Source organism: Paraperibacillus esterisolvens (genome assembly GCF_046237625.1).
Lineage (GTDB): Bacteria > Bacillota > Bacilli > Bacillales > DSM-1321 > Paraperibacillus > Paraperibacillus esterisolvens.
In genome coordinates, this window is sequence record NZ_CP143545.1 from 3,586,886 (window position 1) to 3,608,475 (window position 21,590).

Consider the following 21,590-nt stretch of genomic DNA (forward strand, 5'->3'; position numbering starts at 1 on the left):
GAATTAAATAATTTAGGAGAGGTTAAACATGAAAGTAACCCTTTTTGCAACCTGCTTAGTAGATATGTTTCAAAGTAATGTTGGAAAAGCAACAGTTGAACTATTGGAACGTCTCGGATGTGAAGTGATCTTTCCGGAGAGCCAGGTCTGCTGCGGACAGCCTGCGTATAACAGCGGATTTGTAAAAGAATCGAAAGGTGCCATGAAAAAAATGATCATGACATTCCAAAGTGCTGATTACGTCGTTTCTCCATCTGGGTCATGTGTTGCGATGTTTAAGGAATATCCGCATATTTTCAAAGAGGACCAGGAATGGGGAGTTATGGCGCAGCAGCTCGCAGATAAGACATATGAATTAACGCAGTTTATCGTAGATGTACTAAAAGTTGATGATGTTGGAGCCCGGCTTCCCGGCAAAGCAACATATCATACCTCCTGCCATATGACAAGATTATTGGGAATCAGATCAGCGCCTTTGATTCTATTGAATAATGTGAAAGGCCTCGTATATACCGAACTGCCGGGTAAAGAACAATGCTGCGGCTTTGGGGGTACCTTCTCGGTTAAAATGGCTCAGATCTCTGAGCAGATGGTAGATGAAAAAGTTTTCCATGTGGAAGAAACGGGGGCCGAATATTTAATTGGCGCTGATGCCGGCTGTATGATGAACATCGGCGGACGAATTGACCGAACGGGAAAGTTAATTAGAGTCATGCATATTGCCGAAGTGTTAAACAGCCGATGAAAGGCTTTTCTCTACTTATACAGAAAGGAGCATAATTACCATGACAATGAAAATTGGTTCAGGTGAATTCAAGGAACGCGTAAACCAGGGTATCCAGGATCCCTTTTTACGGGGAGCAGTAGCAGAAGCACAGCAACGGATAGGAAGCCGCCGCAGTGAGGTTGTCAAGGAGCTTGGCAATTGGGAGGAATGGCGTTCCCACGGCGAAGAAATCCGCCAGCATGTACTGGAATATCTCGATTTTTATCTGGAGCAGCTAAGCGAGAACGTCGCCAAGCGGGGCGGCCATGTTTTTTTTGCACAGACGGGTGAAGAAGCAAATGAATATATTCGGGAAGTGATTGAAAAGAAAAATGCAAAAAAAGTTGTGAAATCGAAATCGATGGTGACCGAGGAAATATCCCTGAATAGCTGCCTGGAGCAAGCAGGCTGCGAGGTAATTGAAACAGACCTGGGGGAATATATTCTTCAGGTGGATGATCATGAGCCGCCCTCCCATATCGTGGTACCAGCCCTTCATAAAAATAAAGAACAAATCCGGGATGTTTTTGCAGAAAAACTCGGTTATCAGAAAACATCCAAACCTGAGGAGCTTGCTGGGCATGCACGGCAAAAGCTGCGTGAAGAATTCCTTTCGGCGGATGTCGGAATAACCGGATGCAACTTTGCGATTGCGGAAACGGGATCCTTCACCCTTGTAACAAATGAAGGAAACGCTGATTTGGTTACTTCCCTTCCTAAAACGCAGATAACCGTGATGGGCATGGAGCGGCTCGTCCCCACCTTCGAGGAAATGGAAGTGCTTGTAAGCCTGCTTACCAGAAGTGCGGTCGGACAAAAGTTAACAAGCTACATAACGGTACTGACCGGCCCAAGGGAAGAATTTGATGTGGACGGCCCAGAGGAATTCCACCTCGTCATCGTCGATAATGGCCGATCTCAAATTTTAGGCACTGAATTCCAGTCCATTCTTCAATGCATCAGATGCGCAGCGTGTATAAATGCTTGCCCTGTTTACCGGCACGTCGGAGGCCATTCGTATGGTTCCATCTATTCCGGCCCGATCGGGGCTGTGCTGTCTCCATTGCTCGGCGGCTACGAGGAATATAAGGAACTGCCTTATGCCTCTACCTTATGCGGGGCTTGTACGGAGGTATGTCCTGTCAAGATCCCGCTGCATCAGCTTCTCCATAAGCACCGGCAGGTCATTGTCGAAAAAGAAGGAAAAGCACCGATTTCCGAAAAGCTTGCCATGAAGGCATTTGGCTTAGGGGCCGCATCCCCTTCCCTGTACAAGCTCGGATCGAAAATTGCACCGGCAGCGATGAACCCATTCACCGTGGGGGATAAAATTTCAAAAGGGCCTGGTCCATTAAAAGCCTGGACCGAGATCCGGGATTTCCCTGCACCAAATAAAGAAAGATTTAGAGATTGGTATAAACAAAGAGATAAAGGAGAAAGTCACTGATGAGAGGATCCATTCAAAACCGAGATGCATTTTTAAATCAGATCGCAGGCCGGCTTGGCCGCGGCCGTTTATCCACAGATGTCCACCTCCCTCCCTGGAAATACCACCCACAGGACGAGGTACTGAGCGATGCCTCTCTTGATCAATTGGTCGAAGTCCTGAAAACACAGTGCCTGAAAATACATACAAGCCTGGTTACTGCTAATATGGACAATTTATCAGCAACACTGGATAAAATAGTGGCGGACTACGGCGGAGGTTCTGTAGTAACTTGGAAGGACCAGAGATTTTCTGAATGGGGATTAGATTCGTTAATGAAGGAATCGTGGCCCAAGAAAAATATTGATGTACATGAATGGGACCACACTCAGGGCAAAGAAAATATCCGCCAGGCCGAAAAAGCTAATATCGGCATCACAATCAGTGAGATTACTCTTGCTGAGTCTGGTACTGTTGTATTATTAAGCGACAAGGATAAGGGGAGGACGGTCAGCTTTTTGCCAACATGCTTCATTGCGTTGATTCCAAAAAGCAGCATTGTCCCCCGCATGACACAGGCTGCCCGGATCCTCCGGCAAAAGCATTTCGAAGATAACCAATTGGCCTCCTGCATTAACTTCATCACCGGTCCGAGCAATTCAGCTGATATAGAGCTGAATCTGGTGGTTGGCGTTCACGGCCCAGTAAAAGCGACGTATATCATTATTGATGATTTATAGGTTTAAGCTTACTGCTATTTTACTGAATTGGTCCTGTCACCTAATGATTCGACGGGTACGTGAATAAATCGAAAGCATCCCACCTGTACACTCTCTTTAGCAGCAATCATTCTGTCTCTAAAATTTTCCATAGTACCTGTCCTATCCTTATATAAATGAGCTGCGATATTTTTATATATATTCATCAAGGAGACCGGCGCAAAAATCAACGAGTTTTCAATTGGCCAGGCTGGGGAACGAGTGATATAGAGGAGAGAGAAGGAGGAGGAGTAAATGACGATTTTTTCAGACAGCGCCTTGAAGGGTGAGCATATTTTAATAACAGGCGCTACAGGTGGCATCGGCTGGGAGACGGCTATAGCCTGTGCTGCGGCGGGAGCGAAGGTGACGATAACCGGCCGGGACGGGGAGAAGCTGGCCAGCTTAAAGGCAGAATGCGATGAAGCCGGGACGGGAGCGTCCGTTTTTCCATTTACAGCCGACCTTACCTCTGAAGAAGACCGGACGAGCTTGATAAAGGCTGCCGCCGGTGAACATGGGCAGATTACAGGCCTTGTCAATGCAGCAGGGATCACAGGCGGCGATATCCTCGAGAAACTCGAGGAAACGGATTTAAGGAAAGTTATGGAGCTGAACTTCACATCGACCGTCCTGTTGACTCAGGCTGTATACAGAGAAATGCTTCCTGCCGGCAAGGGGGCGGTCGTCAACGTATCTTCCCTGTCCGGATTGAGGGGCACACATGGCGGCACCGCCTATACCGGATCAAAGTTCGCACTCATCGGCTTCACTCAATCACTGGCAGTCGAGGCAGCTGAACATGGCATTCAGGTTAACGCTGTATGTCCGGGCTATGTGGATACCGATATGGGCCGGGGCAGCATAGAGCGGAGAGGAGAAAAACTAGGCCGCTCATTTGAAGAACAGCTGAAGGAAACCGAAGCCGGGATACCGTCAGGCAGGATCAGTACACCTCAGGAAGTTGCCGGCACCATCGTTTTCCTGCTTACAGGAACAGCTCCAAATATCATTGGGGAGTCTTTGAAGATATCCGGCGGTGTGGTTTTATAATTAATTATGCTGCTCCCGGATACGGGAGCAGTTTTTTTGTGAACCGGACAAGGAACAGGAGATTATTCATGCTAAAATAATGGTGAAACTGCCTTTCAGCAGACGAGCTGAAAGATAAAGACATAGTTAGGAGCATGTGAAATGATACATAATCAAAAGCGGCTGCGCGATTATGGGGTTACGGTCGGCAGGATGGAGCCGGGTCCATACAACGCCATTACCGATGTGGCGGGTGTTACGGTCGGCCATGTGACGCTGAGTGAAGGGAACATGCAGACAGGAGTCACTGCCATCATCCCCCACCCTGGGAACATTTTCAGGGAGAAGCTGGTGGCTGCAAGCCATGTGATCAACGGCTTTGGAAAAACCATGGGCACCATCCAGATGTCAGAGCTCGGGGTATTGGAAACGCCTATCATTTTGACGAATACCCTCGCCATCGGCACGGCAGCCGATGCCCTGATTGAATATATGCTGCTGCAGAATCCCGAGATTGGACGAACTACAGGGACCGTTAATCCGGTCATCGGAGAATGCAACGATATGTTCCTGAATGATGTGAGGGCCGGATATGTAAAGAAGGAGCATATCTTTCAGGCCATCGGGAATGCGTCCGCCCATTTTGCGGAAGGGACGGCAGGCGCCGGGACCGGCATGCTTTGTTATTCATTGAAGGGCGGGATCGGCACGGCTTCCCGTCAGTTCAGCCTGCAGCACGGCACCTATACAATCGGGGTGCTCGTGCTTTCCAATTTCGGCATCCTGAGCGATCTCCTGATAAACGGCCGCGCAATCGGCCAGGAGCTTAAGGATGAACTGATGAAGTCCTGGGAGGAGAAGGATAAAGGATCCGTAATGGTCATCGCTGCCACAGACCTCCCAGTTTCCGAGCGCCAGCTCACCCGCCTGATCAAACGGTCCGTTGCCGGGCTTTCCCGTACAGGCTCCATCATTACACACGGCAGCGGCGAGGTGGTCATCGCTTTTTCAACTGCTGTCAGAATTCCCCATGACAATCCGGGAAAACCCCTTTCCATCCGGACGATTCATGAAGAAGACATGGACATTGCCTTCCGGGCCATTGGAGAAGCAGCCGAAGAAGCCGTATTGAATTCTCTGGTCACCGCCGAGCAAGTTACCGGGCGGGACGGGAATGAGAGGCCTGCACTGAAGGATCTTTTGAAAAAATTCAATATCTCCCTGGTTTAGAGACAGAGGCTGTCAGCAATGACAGTCTCTCTCCTTAAGCTGCACCTCCTCCTTCTTCAGCTCTTAGATGAATGTCCACTCCACATGCTATCACCCTCTAATGCTGCATCCCTCACTTTAATTTTTCAGAGACTCCGTAAAAAACCACGAACCTGCCCTTGCGTGAGACTTCAAATTATCCATGGCCGGACGATAAATAAAAAGTATCCGTTATAGAAAAGAGGAATTGCAGCATGAACGTATCAATAAGACAGAAATTAATCGGAAGTTTTCTGGCCGTCTCCCTTTTATTTGGAATTGCATCGTTTATTTCCTATCAAAATATGAAAGAATCAAACGAGGCCTATGACTATGTTGTGAAGGGGGCCGCAGAGATCAAATCCGTCACACAGACCATTCAATATTATCAAGCATTGCAGACCGGTTATTACAGAGCTTATATGCTGTATGATGATAATAAATTCAGAGATGTGATGAATGAAACAAATTCAAAAATCGATGAAGAAATCAAGAAGGGGCTCTCTCTAAGCACCCTGAAAGAAACAGAGGAACGTTTTAGTACCATACAGCAGGCGAACAAAGATTTTAGGAACACAGCCAACCAAATTATGGATGAAGCTGGTGCTAATAAGGAACAGGCCATCAAAAAAGGTTTGAAATTGGTTGTTCCCATCAGCACCGGGATGACAGAAAGCACTCTTTCCATGACCAACTGGGTAAATAATATTCTTAAAGAAAACTTTGAGGAAACTCAGGCAAAGTCCGATCAAGCGAGACTTATGCTGGTTATAGCCAGTTCCATCGCAGCTTTATTCGCTCTCGCCTGCGGCATCTTCATATCTATGTCCATTTCACGCCCTATAGTCAGATTAGGCAATATCGCCAGGCAGGTAGCAGCCGGTGATTTGACCGTCGAAAAACTAATAATGAAAAATCAGGATGAAATTTACCACCTGAATCAGGCTTTTGAGAACATGACCAACAGCTTGAAGGGAATGATCCATTCCATCGGGTCAAGCTCTGAGCAGGTCGCCGCTTCAGCCGAACAGCTGACAGCAAGCGCCGAGCAAACAAATACAGCCACCGAGACAGTCGCCTTTGCCATACAGGAGATCGCAAGCGGTGCCGAGACCACAACCACTAAGCTGATTACGAACGCTGACTCCCTGCAGCAGGTGAAGGAAGGCGTCCGCCAGATATCAAAAGCAGCCCTGACGGTAGCCGAGCTTTCCAGGCATACCACTCAGGAAGCCGAAGAAGGCGGTCATTTTGTGGAAGCCAACCTATCTCAGATGAAATTCATCAACGATTCAGTCGGCCGTTCTCATGGTGTAGTTGGAACCCTCGCGCAGCGTTCCACCGAAATTGGAGCCATACTCGGTGTGATTAGTGATATAGCAGACCAGACGAATCTCCTGGCCCTTAACGCAGCCATTGAAGCGGCCCGTGCAGGAGAGCATGGCAAAGGGTTTGCGGTCGTGGCTGATGAGGTCCGCAAACTGGCCGAGCAGTCCCAGATGTCTACCAAAAACATTGCAGATCTTATTTCGCTCATTCAGCTGGATACGAGTGAGACTGTAGACATCATGAACGAAGTCGTCAAGAATGCTGAAGAAGGAGTGAAAGTTTCGGAGCAGACTTCCGATAAATTCAATAAAATCCTGAACAGTACCAGGAACATCACTCCGCAAATCGAACAAGTCACCGCAACCGTCCAGCAGATATCTGCCAGCATCGACGAAATCGCTGAATCGGCACAAGAACTGTCCCATCTGGCGCAGACCAATGCGGCAAGCTCAGAGGAAGCGGCTGCCTCAACAGAAGAACAGCAGGCCTCCATGGAAGAAATCTACTCCTCTGCCCAGTCGCTTGCACAGATGGCTGAAGAACTAAAATTCGTTGTACAAGAATTTAAAATATAGGAAGCGGAGTCTCTATCACAGAAGAAAAGTCCGGGGCGAGATTTTCCCCCGGGCTTTTCTGTGCCCATTTCTTGAGAGTGGCAGACTTTCATGAAGAGAAAGTGAAGTGAACAACAGAAGCCATATCACTCCAGCATCCCAGGGGAGGTTATACTTGCTGCTATGAATAGTAAATTCTTTTTCGGCGAGTAAGTCAGCCAGGCCGGATTTTAAATTCTGATACTAGCGTGTAAGCCAGCCAGCTCTGAATATTCAGGCCTTTTTTTGTGAAATCAAACAGGTATTGGCCGGTTTTAATGAAAACCCACTCTGATGGTGCTATGGGAACCTGAATATGGGCCTCTAGGCCGCGTTACTTACAGATTTTTATAGTTTATTTGCAAAAATTTGAATTTACTTGCGGAACAGGCGATTTTACTTGCGCAAATCAGATTTCACTTGCGGAAACAGTGAATTTACTTGCGGAAATTCCAATATACTTGCGAAACGCGGTTTTATGACAAATTTAATTCCGGCGAGTAAAGGTTCCAGTATAACAAGAAAGAACACATGTATCGGTATTGATGATTCTATAGTGTAACTGGGTCTATTTTGATTAATAAACTGGATGCGAAAGCAAAAAACATAAAAAGCCCGCTGCCATGCAGCCAGCATGGGGAGAAGTTAAAATAAATCCAATAAAAAAAGGATATCCCAGGCTTTTTGGGGACATCCTCTGTTTGTTTACATGTAAGAGTTCCAGCTTTTATGATCATCCCCCGGGTTTCATTTTCCCAGGAAAACGTATTCTCAAAGCTTTGTCTTTCCACTCAGCACAATGCGTTTCATGGCTTTTATCTGACCAAGATGAAGAGCCTCATGCAGGGCAGAAAAGGCAGCACTGTCAGCAAGAGATTCAAAATCATGCTGTGACTCCTTTAGCTGGACGCTTAGATCTTCAGGTTTGATTTGGTTCATTCTTTCAACCTGGCTTTTCAGCACTTCAGCCAGATCACCAAGGAGAGGGCCCTCCTCCCGCCATTCAGAAGGCCTGGTTCCCGGACCAAAGAATCTATTGTATTCCGGCGGAATACGGCCATTATGACCGGCCAGTTCGAACAGGAAATATTCCGTTTCCGTTATGATGTGTCCCAGATGCCATTTGATTGTATTGTTGAATCCCTCCGGCTGGATATTCGCCGTATCATCGGCAAGGCCTTCTGCTGTTTTAATTGTCCAGTCCCTAATTTTATTGAGCTGGTTAAGAGCTGCTGCTTCCATTTTATTCACTCCTTCTCTTATGTTTGTTTTGCTTCATCCTCATTATTCCGCCTGACTCCACTCGGATTTAAGCAGTGAGCAGACTGCCGCGTCACAGAACCTTCCTTTTTCAAAAGAGGCCTGCCTTAGTATTCCTTCAAAGGTAAAGCCTTGTTTAAAGAGGGTAGCTTTTGATGCGGTATTCTCAGGATCATACATGGCCTCTATGCGATGGAGGCCCATTTCATTAAATCCATACGACAGTATGAAAGGAAGCACCTCAGTCATGACTCCCTGCCTCCAGTATTCAGGCGTCACTTCAAATCCGAGTTCGGCTTTATAGTGCTCCTTCACCCAGTTATGGAATCCAACGCTGCCTATGATTTTATTAGTCTTCTTATCTGCGATGCCCCATCTTATCCCTATTTTTTGATCGAACCGCTCGCCCCAAGAGGCTATTAACTCCTCAGCCTGGCTCAGATTTGTAAACGTATCCAGGTCATAGTATTTGGTTACTTCATCCTTTGAGAAGTAGTGAAACAATTGGGGTGCATCCTTTTGTTCGATTTTCCTTAAGAGAAACCGATTTGTACCCATTTTAGGGAAGACGGAAACTAGCTTTTCTTCCATTTTAATTTCTCCTCTATTTGGTCAATGATAAAAACAGATGTTATTTTAAAGATGACATATTATTCCTATTCTTACAATCCTGATTTCGAGAAGGCGGCTTAGAATTTATCTCCAGTTGACAAGCCTCTCACAAAGAGTTTATAGTATGAGTTATTATTCAGAAAAATCAATACTTTGAAGGCGATGAACGGGAGTGGAGCAGGGAATCGTTCCCTGGAAGAAGAGTTCTGCGCTCTATGCGCTCCTCCCTGCAGACCTGGGGACAGACAGATTCATGTCCCCGCGGATCGCGTCCGTTAATAATCTTTCAAGCAGAATTCATTTAGAACCAGCAAAAGTGTTACTGTATGCCAGGCTCATCGTCTCTTGTCCCTGAATCGGGATGGAGATGGTCAGCCTTTTTGTTTTTCAACTTGGATTAAGGAGAGGTTATGACATGGATAATAACACCCAGAAACTGCAGCGAACCATGACTTCACGTCATATTATGATGATGGCGCTTGGCGGAAGCATCGGGGCCGGCCTGTTCAAAGGAAGCAGTGAGGCCATTGATATGGCTGGACCGGCTGTTGTTTTGGCATATTTAATTGGAGGCATCATTCTTTTATGTGTGATGCAGGGATTGGCTGAAATGGCCGTGCAGAACAGCGGTGCGCGGACTTTCCGTGACCTCGTTCAGTCGGTATTAGGCGTATTTCCCGCCTACTTCCTTGATTGGATTTATTGGAAGATGTGGGTATTGAACATAGCTGCAGAAGCGGTGGTTGCCGCCATCTTCCTGCAGTATTGGCTGCCCGGTACCCCTATCTGGATGCTGGCACTGCTTGTCTCCGTAGTGGTCACTGTCGTGAATCTGCTGTCCGTTAAGATATTTGCCGAAACCGAGTATTGGCTGGCTCTTATCAAAATAGGCGTCATCATTGTGTTTATCCTTGCAGGCATTATGCTCTTATTTGTTACATTCGGCCAGCATACTGCCCCAGGGGCTTCCAACCTCAGTGGAAACGGGGGCTTCTTCCCAAATGGCCCATCGGGACTCATCACAGCGATGCTTGTGGTGATCTATTCATATGGAGGCACTGAAATTATCGGTGTGACGCTGGCCGAGACCAAAAATCCTGAAAAGGTGGTGCCACAGGCTGTGCGAAGCACACTGACCCGCATCATCGCTTTTTATATTCTCCCATTCTTCATTATTGTGGGATTGATTCCCTGGAATCAGGTAAACGGTGCAGCAGAAAGTCCGTTTGTAATGGTGTTTAAATTGATTGGAATTCCAGGGGCGGATCATGTTATGAATGCGGTCATTATTCTGGCCATCATTTCCTCCATGAACTCTGGGTTATACGGTTCTTCCCGGGTGCTCTTCACCCAGGCAGAGGATGGCCGTGTACCAAAGCTATTTGCCCGGCTTTCAGCAAAAAGGGTGCCTGTTTACTCCATCCTTATGTGCACAGCTTCACTATATGCAGGTGTCCTGATCTCCATTTTTGCAGGCAGCAAGACCTTTACCTATCTTATGGGTTCCCTTGGCTATACCGTGCTGTTTATCTGGCTGATCATTGCCATTGCCCATCTGAAATCAAGGAATAAGAATGAAGTGATGGAAGGCTATCATGTAAAACTATTTCCGTATACTACCTGGCTGGCGATATTTTCCCTGCTTGCGATTCTTGCCGGGATCATCCTTACAACTTCTCCTGTCATAACAGGCGTCACCTTTGGAATCTATCTGATCATCACTGTGACGTACGTGCTGAGGAGGCAATCCCTGGCGGAGGGTCCCATCAAGACTGCTGCGGCAGTCAAACAGTAAGCATAAAGAGCCGATTCAATATGAACCGGCTCTTATTTTTTGACCATAACGATAAACTCCAGATCTCCCCGATTAAATACATTTCTTTTCACAAAGCCGAGATTTTCATAAAGACGGACCGCCCTAAGGTTAAAGGCAGCAACAGTCAGCCGCATCGGCATAGCTTCATACTTCTTCTGGATGCTGCTTATTACAAACGAAAGGAACTCTTTGCCCTTTCCTTTTCCGGTCAGTTCCGGCCGCATGCCCAGCCCTATATCTATACAGCCCGCTTCATACGCACCAAACTCACGCCCCGCAGGAACTTGGGCAGCCCTGCCCGAACAGAAGAAGCCGACAAGCTCTCCCGCATCATCCGCAATGATCGAGTAACCCCCTTCAAGCAGTTCCCTGAGCGCCTCTGGACTGCTGTCGCTATTGTATAAATCGTAAGGTGCTTCATATTTCCATTGCAGGATTTCTTCTGCAAATGCTCTATTAATTGTTTTTAACTGCAGCCCCATCTTGATCCCCTTCACTCCTTGTTCACTCATAATTATTCTTCAAAGACTCCTCTTTCTCCTTTTTCATAGAATAGACTTTTCTAAAAAATAATCAGGCCTTCACTTTGCATCAGAAACAGCTGTTTCTGTTTCAACCTGTTCTTGATTCTTCCTGAGGAACTATCCCCAATATACAAGAAAAGACCCAAGCATAATCGTGACCCTAATATAAACCGACATCAGCGACGGGGCCAGGAACGCACCCATGATGATGGTGGATCGCGCCAGCAGCTCTGCACCGCTGAATGATAGATTGCTAAAGGCGGAATAGGACCCCCGCTTATCATCGGGCATCATATTGGACTGTTCAGCATCCCGGATCGGGGAATAAATAAGCTCGCCGATGGTTGCGATCATATTGACAGCGAGGAGGATATACCAAAGATTAGCCGAAGTGGTCAATGTGTATCCTATTCCGTAAAGAACCAGTCCCAATATGAGGGCATTCCGTCTTTCCATCCGGTCAGTGAAGCGATTGACCAGAAAGGTGAAGCAGACAACAAACAGCATATTCTGTATGTTCAGGATACTGAGCATACGGATACCGGAAATTTCAAGCGTGGCAAAGTGTATTGTCTTGAATGATTCTGCCAGCCTTATGCCAATGTAATTGTTCAAGGAGAATTCCGCGGCAAATATGAAGGCCGAACCTGCAACCACCTTTACAAACGCAGAATCCTTGAAGGCAATCCGGTAATTGTGGAGGGCATCCAGCAGCACATTCTTGTGTGTTTTCTGCAAAAAGCCCGTAAAGCCATCCTGGAGCCAGATCCAATACGCAATTGGGATTGAGACTGAGGTAAAGGTAAGGATGGTAAACAGCTCCAATTTATATTCCGCATACAGCAGGCCTCCAATCGCTGCCCCGATGGCCATTGACAGGTTGACCAGCCAATATTCCAGTGTATAGATCGCTTTTCTATTTTCCGGTGTAGTGGAATCTATTATGATCGCATGCATCGCCGGCCTTCCCAGGCTGCTTGACACAGTAAACCCGATATAAGCTGCGGCAAACATCCAAATCAACCGGCTATCAGGAACCAGGCTGGCGGTCATCAGGAAAAACATGAGAGCACTAAAAACAGATGTGAACATAAGCACTCTTTTCCTCGAAAACCGGTCAGAAATATAGCCGCCGGCCAAATTGACCACAAAGCCGATCAGGACAGCTGCTATCAAAAACAAACCAGACCAGACTTTATTCATTTCCTGGGCAAAAAACAAGGCCATAAATGGCATTACTGCCGATGACACCGCCCGATTGAAGAAAGATGTGATCAACCGGACCTTAATATTCTGGGGGTAATCTTTCCATTTCATGTTGTTCCCTCCCTTTATACCTAGTATATTAAACTAGACTGATATATGAAAAAATAGACAAATTTAATTTAGAAGTCTACTTTTAGCAGGGGGAGCCTATGGAGAATAAATTACTGGTCCTCTGGAGTACCATTCCTTCAGGCGGAATCCGGATCGGGGACATAGCAGAAGCACTGGAAATCAGCCATAAGCAGGCCGGCCGATATTTAAAGAGGTGGGAAGCGGAGGGCTGGCTGACATTCATCCCCGGACGCGGAAGAGGCAACCTTACAGAAATCACGTGGCTTAAAAATGTGGAGGAAATCTATGAAGAAAAAGTACTGAGACTCCTCGATACAGATCCTGTCGATGAAAGCAGTAAATATTTAGCATTGGCCTGGTCAACCCCAAGCAAGCTTCGGTTGATGAACAAGCTTTATACCAAATTCGGATTTGATAAAAGAACGCAGGATAAACTGGTAGTGCCGAGAAGATATCCATTCCTTGCCGTGCACCCTTTGAAAGCAGCGGATGCACACAGTGCCCATCTTTCCTCCAATGTCTTTAACAGGCTTGTTTCCATCACTGAGGATGGTGAAATATTTCCGGAACTTGCCCACAGCTGGGAAGTGAGACCTGACCGCCTAAGGCTGTTCCTAAAAAAAGATGTCAGCTTCCATGACGGTTCAATACTAACAGCAGAAGACGCAGCAGCCTGTCTTGAGAAACTCCGCACAAACAAGCATTACAGGCAATTATGGTCACCCATCGAGCGCATTGCCGTACCAGCGCCGCTTATTATCGATCTCGTTCATCCGGGTGGCTGCAGCTACAGCCTTCAGCTATTAAGCATGATCTGTGCAGGCATCTATAAAGAAGACAAAAGCCGAACGCTTGGGACGGGGAGCTTTATCTTAGAAGAAAACAGCAGTGATAAGACTGTATTGACCGCATTCAAGGAGCATTTTCAAGAAAGGCCGCTGCTGGATGCCGTGGAATTCATCCAGGTGCCCCGTGATTTTCATGTAGTCTACCGCTCGGCCTCAAGCCAGGAGTATGCTTCTGAATCAAAGATTATCAGTGATTCCGGTTTCGGGTCTGTCATCATGAACGCCTATCGTGACTCCATTATAAGAAAACCTGAAGTGAGAACCTGGATTCACCGAATTCTTGCCGGGAACGCCCATACCATTAATGATTATGATCCCCGTGCCTCTGCCAATCAAGACGGCTCCCTGATGATCCATCCCGAGCCGATCCGGCTGCCGCAGACAGAAAGGCCTGTATTCGAAGAGCCCCTAATTATCCGGGCAACCGATTATACCGAAAAGAGTACCATCTGGCTGAAGGATACCCTGGAAAGAGAGGGAGTCCCGGTAAGTTTGAGATGGTGTACCTTTGACGAGGTGATTGCCAATACTCCTGTAAGCCGGGATGTTGATTGTTTCATCCACGGAGAAATCTTTGAAATGAATCAGGATCTGTCTTACTATATCTTTCTAACAAACGGCTTATCACCCTTATATCCAATCCTGGCCAAAGACAGGAAATGGATCAGCTTCCTTAATCAATACAGACATACCCCTTTTTCAGAATGGGCAGCCCTGAACCGGAAGCTTGAGAGAATGCTCCTGGAAGAATCCATCCTGATTCCTCTCTTTTATGAAAAGCGGCAGATTCCTTTCTCTTCAGAATTGATGAATATCCAAATCAAGCATTTTGGGTATGTAGATTTTTCAAAGCTATGGGTTCGCCCGGTCATTGAGGATGAGTGCTGGCAGAACTGAGACCGATACAAAAAAAAGGCCCGTTTCACTACGGGCCCGCTGCAATTCTTAGGACGCTGATCAGCATTAGGCGAAATATACGTCGTTATTTTTTTTGCAGCCCTTGCTGCACTCATTTTATCCCCATGCCTCATCAAACAGATCGCCTAAACCGTTATCATGAAAAGGAACGCAGGCGCGCAGGGGGAATAGAAAAACCTCAGGAACTCCCTGTGGTTCTGCGCCGGGAAAGTAGATTTCCGGCATAACTACTATGTTATAGATTTATTAAGCATCCCCGGAGTACAGGCTAAACCTGTATGCCTCCGGGAAGCATTTCATCCATGGCTTCATTAAGTTCCAGGGCATATGACCCTTTTTCCTCTTTATTCCAACGGAAGATTTCTCCCATATAATCTATCACCGCGCCCTTCCATTTATGCACCAGGGCTGAATCAAACAGGATATATCCAGTCCGGCGGTTAAAAAAGTCAACAGGCGTTACAGCCATTTCATAGTTTACCGCATAAATCAGTTTGGCAAATATCACTAACGGAAGTTTAGCTGCTGCTGCCTCTTCACTATGAACCTGAAGCAGCTGGAACACCCGTCCGATATTGGAGCCGTACATACGGGCTAAATGATACGCTTCATCCTTTGTCAATCCCAGCGCCTCCCCCTGTTTGATATGGGCGGCGGCAAAAGCATCAAGACCGGCCGCGCCCCCGACATCCCCGCCTGAAATGGGGAGATGCTTTGTCTGGCAGGGCGGGAATTGGCGCCCTTCATCAGCGGAAAGCTTTGCCGCCAGAAGGTCGACGATCACTTCAGCCATTTTGCGGTAGCCGGTGAGTTTTCCGCCTGCTATGGTAATCAAGCCGGTTTGGGATTCCCAGATTTCATCACGCCTTGAGATTTCGGACGGTGCTTTCCCCTCCTCATGAATCAGCGGTCTCACACCTGCCCAGCTTGACTCAATATCTTCCTTGCCAACCGACACCCCGGGGAACATATAATGGATAGCTTCGAGCAGATAATCCCTGTCTGTTTCCGTCATCACCGGATGGCCTGGATCCTGGTCATAAAACGTATCCGTCGTGCCGATATAAGCCTTCCCATCTCGAGGAATGGCGAAAATCATCCTTCCGTCAGGCGTATCAAAGTAAATGGCCTGCCGCAGCGGGAAGCGGGATTGGTCAATGACAATATGGACACCCTTTGAGAGCTTGAGGACCTTCCCGGATTTAGAACCATCGATCTCACGCAGCCTGTCAACCCAGGGACCGGCGGCATTCACAACCTTTTTGGCCCTGATTTCATATTCGCTGCCTGTCAAAATGTCGTGGATGACAGCACCGCATACAATTCCGTCCTTATAGATTAACTTCAAGGCCTTTGAATAATTTAACGCAGCGGCCCCCTTATCCACAGCGGCCTTCATCACTTCTATCGTCAGCCTGGCATCATCTGTCCGGTATTCCACATAATAGCCGCCCCCCTTCAATCCTTCCTGCTTTACGAGGGGCTCCCGCTCCAGGGTTTCGGCGGCTGAGAGCATCTTCCTTCTCTCGCTTTTTTTCACTCCTGCCAGGAAGTCATATACCCTGAGCCCGACAGCCGTGCTGAATTTGCCGAAGGTTCCGCCCTTATGAAGCGGCAGGAGCATCCACTCAGGAGTGGTAACATGTGGCCCATTCTCATAAACGATCGCTCTTTCCTTTCCTACCTCTGACACCATTTTCACTTCAAACTGCTTCAGGTAGCGCAGCCCGCCATGGACCAATTTCGTGGAGCGGCTCGAGGTGCCCGCAGCAAAGTCCTGCATATCCACAAGAGCTGTCTTCATTCCCCTTGTAGAAGCATCCAGGGCGATACCGGCACCGGTGATGCCCCCGCCAATCACAAGCACATCATACTCCCTGCTTTTAAGTTCCTCCATTACGGCATTTCTGTTCAAATTCGAAAATTCCATTCTGTTTCCTCCTTATAAATGAAAAGAGACCACATATAACATTACCCTTTAGAGGTTAATGTAAATGTGGTCTCTCCGTTTCTCCAGACAAATATTAACTTATACTTCTATTATACTCTTATTTATTGAATTTTACACTTATTTAAATGCACGGGCTGCCTGCACGGCTGTCTCCCACCTGCTGTACAGGGTCCTGCGTTCGTCCTTACCCATTGCCGGCGTGAACTCGCGGTCCACGCTCCAGTGACGGGCGATTTCCTCCTGGCTTTCCCAGTAGCCGACAGCAAGGCCGGCGAGATATGCTGCCCCAAGGGCCGTCGTTTCATTGATCGCCGGGCGTTCAACAGGCAGGCCAAGCAGATCGCTTTGGAATTGCATGAGGAAATTATTCTTCACCACTCCGCCGTCCACACGGAGCGCCTTCACGCCCATGTCTGCATCATTCTCCATGGCAGCAAGCACATCCTTTGTTTGATAAGCAAGCGATTCAAGCGTCGCCCTGATAAAATGCTCCTTTGTCGTACCTCTCGTAAGGCCAAAAACCGCTCCCCGGACGTCGCTGTCCCAGTACGGAGTACCAAGCCCCACAAAGGCAGGAACAACATACACTCCATCTGTTGAGTCCACTTTCTCGGCATAAGATTCGCTTTCTGCCGAATCCTTGAGTATTCTGAGGCCGTCTCTAAGCCACTGGATCGCTGATCCGGCAACGAAAATGCTCCCTTCAAGCGCATACTCCACTTTCCCATTCAAGCCCCAGGCAATCGTGGTCAACAGGCCATGTTCAGAGGTAACGGCCCGGTTGCCTGTATTCATGAGCATAAAACAGCCTGTACCATAGGTGTTTTTGGCCATCCCTTGCTCAAAGCACGCCTGCCCGAATAACGCAGCCTGCTGATCGCCGGCCGCGCCTGCAATCGGAATTTTCTTTCCGAAGAAATGCGCCTCGGTCGTATGTGCATACACCTGGGAAGATGGTTTCACTTCCGGCAGCATGATTTTAGGGACTCCCAGTATCTCGAGAATTTCCTCATCCCATTTCAGTTCATGGATATTGTACATCAATGTCCGCGAAGCATTGGAATAATCCGTAACATGCGCCTGTCCGCCTGAGAGCTTCCAGATCAGCCATGTATCCATCGTACCGAACAGAAGCTTCCCCGCTTCAGCCTTTTCCCTCGCCCCGTCAACATGATCGAGGATCCATTTCACTTTTGTACCGGAGAAATAAGCATCGATCAAAAGTCCCGTTTTTTGATGAAACAGCTCGCTCCGGCCGCTTTCCTTCAGCTCATTACAAATGCCGCTCGTCTGGCGCGACTGCCATACAATCGCATTGTAGACTGGCTTCCCTGTTTCCTTATCCCAGACAACCGTTGTCTCCCGCTGGTTGGTGATCCCAATCCCGGCAACCTGCCCAGGCTGTACTCCAGACTCCGATAGAACAGTGGCAATGACGGCGAGAATAGAGCCCCATATTTCATTTGCATTATGCTCCACCCAGCCCGGCTTCGGGAAAATCTGAGTGAATTCCCTTTGAGCCGTATGAACGATCTCCCCTTTTTTATTAAAAAGGATAGCCCTTGAACTGGTTGTTCCCTGATCCAATGACAGAATGAACTTTTCCATGGACATTCACCTCAATATAGAAAGTTAATAGATTATGTAAGTGAATTAATCATAGCATATGCAGCCCGGTAGTGCCCGGACTGCATACTGCTGTACATTAAATCTGGGTAAGCGTATTTGTTACTGTCATCACAGTGATGATGAAAGCATTGATGAAACCGGCCAGATAAGGATTTCCTGTTACTTTATAGATTTTGCGGGATATGATGGCAGCCACAATCAGGATCACAATGATCGGGAACAGCCAGATTCCAATGATATGGGACAGATCGTTATAGTAAACCTCTCCTGTAACAAAAAAAGTGATATACTGAAGCGCTGCAAGGATAATGATGCCCAGGGAATTGAACAGGGCCATGACCGCTGTATTGACCCATTCTTTATTGCCGATCCGCACGTAGTTGAAGCTGTTGATGGCGATGGAGTTGGCCACATAAAACAGCAGGAAGAAAGGCAGGTATTTCAAGGCGATCAACAGCTTATCAGGAGTGAATGCCTTTACAGTCAGCACCCAAAGCCTGAAGTCAGCCTTAAAGAAATAATCAGCAATAAATACAAGGCTGTATGACAGGGCCGCAACACTCAGGGCAAGGCCGATGGTTTTCACCAGGGTCCTGAAGCCGATAATCACGCCTGTCTCCTTCAGGTCAAAGCCATTCTTCCTTGAATAGAAGAAGTAGGAAACAAACATGAACAGCAGGGCAAACAAGCCCGTGACCACACACCATACACCGATATAAAACGGCGGGAATTGCGGGAAGAATGGCTTGATATTTTCCACTGACCAATTATACAGTGCGAGGTAGCTGAAATAGGAGACCATGGCCGATGCTGCCAGTCCTCCCCAGAACCATACCTTGCCAATGCCAGTTGGCGCCGCCTGGGGCTCTACCTCTCTCGCTGCCCGCAATGAAGAGAATGGAGATGTGAATAGCAGCACCTTCGTGATGCTTACAATAAACATAACAAACCCGATCAAGCCGATGAAATTGAACAGCACCTTGAACTGCCAGATTTGGCTGCCTGGCGCGATATCCTTGGGACTGCCAAGAGAATCATCAAAAAATTCAAGCGTGCTCGTCACCACATCCCTAGAAATATGATTCCAAGGGTGAATCTGTGCCGGATTGTAAATGACGCGGCTTGCTTCTTTTCCGTCAATGTCCTGCTTGTAAATCTTGTAGCTTTCGCGCTTCTCCCCTTCACTAGGGTCAATGCCGAAGTTCAGAAAGGACTGGGCTGGATCTGTTTTAATATAATCCCTTGGTACAGTGGCTGTTCCGTCCGCCTTCATGCTTCTGAAGAAGAATTCATCATACTGTGCGGCAACAACCCCTACATCTCTTGAGCCGTATACATTCTTATAGCTGGCATCCTTTGGCTTTAATGCCCAATACAGCGGTTCGCCCGGATTATCCGTGTACATCGCATCATTGGCAATAAGCAGCACAGAAGAAATAAGCGGTTTTTCTTTCTTATTATCTTCATTAATGGACCAGTTCGCCGCCCTGGCACCATTTGAATGGCCCGTGATGCCAATCTTATTTTTATCTACATATGGAAGATCCGCCAGAAGTTCGACCGCATCATACATCCCCGTACCGCGGTTCATCCACTCTTCCGGAGTGACGGCATCCGAATTTCCATGACCGTACATATCGATAGATACCACCACATAGCCCCGGCGTGATAATTCCACATAATTCAGATCCTGCATTTCGCGTGTATTATACCAGCCATGACTTACAACAACGGCTGGAGCCGGACTTTGGGCTGTAGCATTTTCAGGTACAAATAGCAGCGCACTCATCATATGGCCGGAAGGCGTCTCCCAGCGCATATCCTTTACTGTCACTTTCCCCCCTGATGTCTGGACAAAATAAGCACCGATGGCACTAACCAGGCACAGAATCAATGAAATGGCCAGCATCTTCAATGACTTTTTCTTAATCATCTTGTTTTACCCCCTTTGTGAACCTCGTTGTTCTTACCCCTCTGGCTATGTAGAAACTTATCCTCCTTGCTATATGAATATTTTAGTCTGACCAAGCTAATGACAGCAAAAAGACCCATACTTCCTAAGCACCTTTAAAAAGGTGCTTAGGAAGTATGGGTCTCCCCGTCTCCACCATCGTTAACTTGTTAGAATTATAGCAGTCCTCCATGAAAACGCTATCAATAAATATTAGAATCATATTCCAAAACTAGTAATCCAGGTATTTCCAGAGTTCCCGTTTGGAGGTCGTGATGGCATCGGCTCCCGCTGCAAGCGCGCTTCGGATTTCCTCCTCAGTGCGTATAAGTCCGCCGGCAAAAATAGGCGTCTGAAGCCGCTCCTTCACTTCCTTGATCATCCATGGCATCGCTCCAGGCAAAACCTCAATATAATCAGGTTTCGTCTTTTCAACCAATTTATAACTCTTCTCAAGCGCATGCGAATCGATCAAAAAAATCCGTTGTACCGCAATGACTCCTTTTTGCTTCGCCTTCTGAATCACACCCGACTTCGTGGAAATCAGCCCAAACGGCTTATATTCCTGACATATATATTCCGTGGCATAATCATCGCTCTTAATCCCATGGATCAAATCCATATGATAAAGAATCTTTTTCCCATGCTCCTTCGCCATCTTATCCACATTCTTCAGCTGGGCGATATGCAGATCAAGAAATACCCCAATCTCAAATGGGCTGCGGAGAAAATGCTCAAACTCCTTAAAATTCGAGGATGCCGGCAATATCCTTTGATTCATCCTATATCTCCGCCTTTAGTATTTTTACTAATGGTACCATATTTCATAAGAGAGCCAAATGGCGTTCTGTCCGATGGCATTGATAAATTCGAATTACTTTTACACTATTATTTTATCACTTGATATTTACATGCTTCTAGAAATAAAATACAATAATATAAAAATATGGAGGATCCTTCTTTGAAAAAAACCGCAATTGTCCTCGCTACCCTTGCCATAGAAGCCCTGCTTACCTGGCTTACCTCCGCTTTCTTTGAGATCAGCTTCAGTGAAATCAGCGTATTCATGGGGCTCACATTGACCGTTATCATTTATATATTTTCAAGCAACGGTGGGATTTTTTCCGAATACCTCAAGACAATGGTCCGCAGTGACAGCGATGTCATTTGGGTTGAAGGAAAAGAAGAAGATACCACCTTCCATCCCAGCTGGATATTCCTCGGTTCAGCCGCTTACACTGCCCTATCCTTGATCTGGACCGTGTCCTTATATTGGTCATACTTCACTTAAGTGCACAATCTATCTTTCATCAGCGGTGGTTTGCTTAACCCCGCTGATAGAATTGTCCTTCATTCCTTGAATGAAGGACTTTTTGATTCGGATTAGACATCGAAATGCCCTCCATACTCCTGAATCATTTAAACTCTTCATTTGCCCAAGCAATCCCCTGGCAAACTTATTTCGGGCTTTCCAAGCCCATATTGGCAAATAGAAAGCTGCTTCTGCGCAAACCTTTTTCCGCCCAGGGATATAGCCATTGTCCCGTAGTGAACCCAAACCCTTATATAAAACCTTTAAAATCGGTCTGGT

General features: G+C 47.2%; 17 protein-coding genes. 9 read left to right on the forward strand and 8 right to left on the reverse strand.

The window, feature by feature from the left end:
* Positions 1-28 precede the first annotated feature (28 nt).
* The 6 genes from V1501_RS18135 to V1501_RS18160 all read left to right on the forward strand — a co-directional run bounded on the left by V1501_RS18135 (position 29) and on the right by V1501_RS18160 (position 7,134).
* Positions 29-745, forward strand: a complete 717-nt coding sequence (locus tag V1501_RS18135; RefSeq protein WP_409290276.1) for a (Fe-S)-binding protein — start codon at positions 29-31, stop codon at positions 743-745.
* Between the two features lie 40 nt (positions 746-785).
* Positions 786-2,213, forward strand: coding sequence for a LutB/LldF family L-lactate oxidation iron-sulfur protein (locus V1501_RS18140; protein ID WP_409290277.1), 1,428 nt, complete (start codon positions 786-788; stop codon positions 2,211-2,213).
* Positions 2,213-2,932: a lactate utilization protein C gene (locus V1501_RS18145; RefSeq protein ID WP_409290278.1), complete on the forward strand. Its 720-nt coding sequence runs from the start codon at positions 2,213-2,215 to the stop codon at positions 2,930-2,932. Before V1501_RS18140 ends, V1501_RS18145 begins: the two co-directional genes overlap by 1 nt.
* Positions 2,933-3,205: 273 nt before the next feature.
* On the forward strand, positions 3,206-4,003 hold the full coding sequence (locus V1501_RS18150; RefSeq protein WP_409290279.1) for an SDR family NAD(P)-dependent oxidoreductase: 798 nt from the start codon (positions 3,206-3,208) through the stop codon (positions 4,001-4,003).
* Positions 4,004-4,144: 141 nt separating this feature from the next.
* Positions 4,145-5,212, forward strand: a complete 1,068-nt coding sequence (locus V1501_RS18155; protein ID WP_409290280.1) for a P1 family peptidase — start codon at positions 4,145-4,147, stop codon at positions 5,210-5,212.
* A gap of 233 nt (positions 5,213-5,445) precedes the next feature.
* On the forward strand, positions 5,446-7,134 hold the full coding sequence (locus tag V1501_RS18160) for a methyl-accepting chemotaxis protein (protein ID WP_409290281.1): 1,689 nt from the start codon (positions 5,446-5,448) through the stop codon (positions 7,132-7,134).
* A gap of 789 nt (positions 7,135-7,923) precedes the next feature.
* On the opposite strand, the gene V1501_RS18165 is transcribed toward V1501_RS18160, so the two are convergent.
* Positions 7,924-8,394, reverse strand: coding sequence for a DinB family protein (locus tag V1501_RS18165; protein ID WP_409290282.1), 471 nt, complete (start codon positions 8,392-8,394; stop codon positions 7,924-7,926).
* Between the two features lie 42 nt (positions 8,395-8,436).
* Positions 8,437-9,003, reverse strand: coding sequence for a GNAT family N-acetyltransferase (locus tag V1501_RS18170; RefSeq protein WP_409290283.1), 567 nt, complete (start codon positions 9,001-9,003; stop codon positions 8,437-8,439).
* Between the two features lie 436 nt (positions 9,004-9,439).
* Here V1501_RS18170 and V1501_RS18175 point away from each other — a divergent pair, with 436 nt between their 5' ends.
* Positions 9,440-10,819 (forward strand): amino acid permease, encoded by a 1,380-nt coding sequence (locus tag V1501_RS18175; protein WP_409290284.1) that lies wholly within the window; start codon positions 9,440-9,442, stop codon positions 10,817-10,819.
* 32 nt (positions 10,820-10,851) lie between these two features.
* Here the strand turns inward: V1501_RS18175 and V1501_RS18180 are convergent, their stop codons facing one another.
* Positions 10,852-11,352: a GNAT family N-acetyltransferase gene (locus V1501_RS18180; protein WP_409290285.1), complete on the reverse strand. Its 501-nt coding sequence runs from the start codon at positions 11,350-11,352 to the stop codon at positions 10,852-10,854.
* A 129-nt stretch (positions 11,353-11,481) separates the two neighbouring features.
* Positions 11,482-12,681, reverse strand: coding sequence for an MDR family MFS transporter (locus tag V1501_RS18185; protein ID WP_409290286.1), 1,200 nt, complete (start codon positions 12,679-12,681; stop codon positions 11,482-11,484).
* Between the two features lie 98 nt (positions 12,682-12,779).
* Between V1501_RS18185 and V1501_RS18190 the strand changes: the two genes are divergently transcribed.
* Entirely contained in the window at positions 12,780-14,447 is a 1,668-nt protein-coding gene (locus V1501_RS18190) for an ABC transporter substrate-binding protein (protein WP_409290287.1), read from the forward strand.
* Between the two features lie 289 nt (positions 14,448-14,736).
* Here the strand turns inward: V1501_RS18190 and V1501_RS18195 are convergent, their stop codons facing one another.
* The 4 genes from V1501_RS18195 to V1501_RS18210 all read right to left on the reverse strand — a co-directional run bounded on the left by V1501_RS18195 (position 14,737) and on the right by V1501_RS18210 (position 20,780).
* Positions 14,737-16,398, reverse strand: coding sequence for a glycerol-3-phosphate dehydrogenase/oxidase (locus tag V1501_RS18195; protein ID WP_409290288.1), 1,662 nt, complete (start codon positions 16,396-16,398; stop codon positions 14,737-14,739).
* Positions 16,399-16,536: 138 nt separating this feature from the next.
* Positions 16,537-18,027 carry a glycerol kinase GlpK gene (gene glpK, locus V1501_RS18200; RefSeq protein WP_409290289.1) on the reverse strand — a complete coding sequence of 497 codons (1,491 nt, stop codon included), beginning with the start codon at positions 18,025-18,027 and terminating at the stop codon, positions 16,537-16,539.
* 97 nt (positions 18,028-18,124) lie between these two features.
* Positions 18,125-19,981, reverse strand: a complete 1,857-nt coding sequence (locus V1501_RS18205) for a dienelactone hydrolase family protein (RefSeq protein WP_409290290.1) — start codon at positions 19,979-19,981, stop codon at positions 18,125-18,127.
* A gap of 250 nt (positions 19,982-20,231) precedes the next feature.
* Positions 20,232-20,780: a glycerol-3-phosphate responsive antiterminator gene (locus V1501_RS18210; protein ID WP_409290291.1), complete on the reverse strand. Its 549-nt coding sequence runs from the start codon at positions 20,778-20,780 to the stop codon at positions 20,232-20,234.
* Between the two features lie 180 nt (positions 20,781-20,960).
* On the opposite strand from V1501_RS18210, the gene V1501_RS18215 reads away from it, so the two are divergent.
* Complete coding sequence (locus V1501_RS18215) at positions 20,961-21,290, forward strand: hypothetical protein (protein ID WP_409290292.1); 330 nt, start codon at positions 20,961-20,963, stop codon at positions 21,288-21,290.
* Positions 21,291-21,590: the final 300 nt, after the last annotated feature.

Coding starts and splice junctions, on each gene's coding strand:
- V1501_RS18170 (WP_409290283.1), bottom strand. CDS start 9,003: ATGGAAGAAAAGCTAGTTTCCGTCTTCCCTAAAATGGGTACAAATCGG.
- V1501_RS18190 (WP_409290287.1), top strand. CDS start 12,780: ATGGAGAATAAATTACTGGTCCTCTGGAGTACCATTCCTTCAGGCGGA.
- V1501_RS18140 (WP_409290277.1), top strand. CDS start 786: ATGACAATGAAAATTGGTTCAGGTGAATTCAAGGAACGCGTAAACCAG.
- V1501_RS18145 (WP_409290278.1), top strand. CDS start 2,213: ATGAGAGGATCCATTCAAAACCGAGATGCATTTTTAAATCAGATCGCA.
- V1501_RS18210 (WP_409290291.1), bottom strand. CDS start 20,780: ATGAATCAAAGGATATTGCCGGCATCCTCGAATTTTAAGGAGTTTGAG.
- V1501_RS18195 (WP_409290288.1), bottom strand. CDS start 16,398: ATGGAATTTTCGAATTTGAACAGAAATGCCGTAATGGAGGAACTTAAA.
- V1501_RS18155 (WP_409290280.1), top strand. CDS start 4,145: ATGATACATAATCAAAAGCGGCTGCGCGATTATGGGGTTACGGTCGGC.
- V1501_RS18150 (WP_409290279.1), top strand. CDS start 3,206: ATGACGATTTTTTCAGACAGCGCCTTGAAGGGTGAGCATATTTTAATA.
- V1501_RS18175 (WP_409290284.1), top strand. CDS start 9,440: ATGGATAATAACACCCAGAAACTGCAGCGAACCATGACTTCACGTCAT.
- V1501_RS18135 (WP_409290276.1), top strand. CDS start 29: ATGAAAGTAACCCTTTTTGCAACCTGCTTAGTAGATATGTTTCAAAGT.
- V1501_RS18180 (WP_409290285.1), bottom strand. CDS start 11,352: ATGAGTGAACAAGGAGTGAAGGGGATCAAGATGGGGCTGCAGTTAAAA.
- V1501_RS18205 (WP_409290290.1), bottom strand. CDS start 19,981: ATGATTAAGAAAAAGTCATTGAAGATGCTGGCCATTTCATTGATTCTG.
- V1501_RS18185 (WP_409290286.1), bottom strand. CDS start 12,681: ATGAAATGGAAAGATTACCCCCAGAATATTAAGGTCCGGTTGATCACA.
- V1501_RS18165 (WP_409290282.1), bottom strand. CDS start 8,394: ATGGAAGCAGCAGCTCTTAACCAGCTCAATAAAATTAGGGACTGGACA.
- V1501_RS18160 (WP_409290281.1), top strand. CDS start 5,446: ATGAACGTATCAATAAGACAGAAATTAATCGGAAGTTTTCTGGCCGTC.
- glpK (WP_409290289.1), bottom strand. CDS start 18,027: ATGGAAAAGTTCATTCTGTCATTGGATCAGGGAACAACCAGTTCAAGG.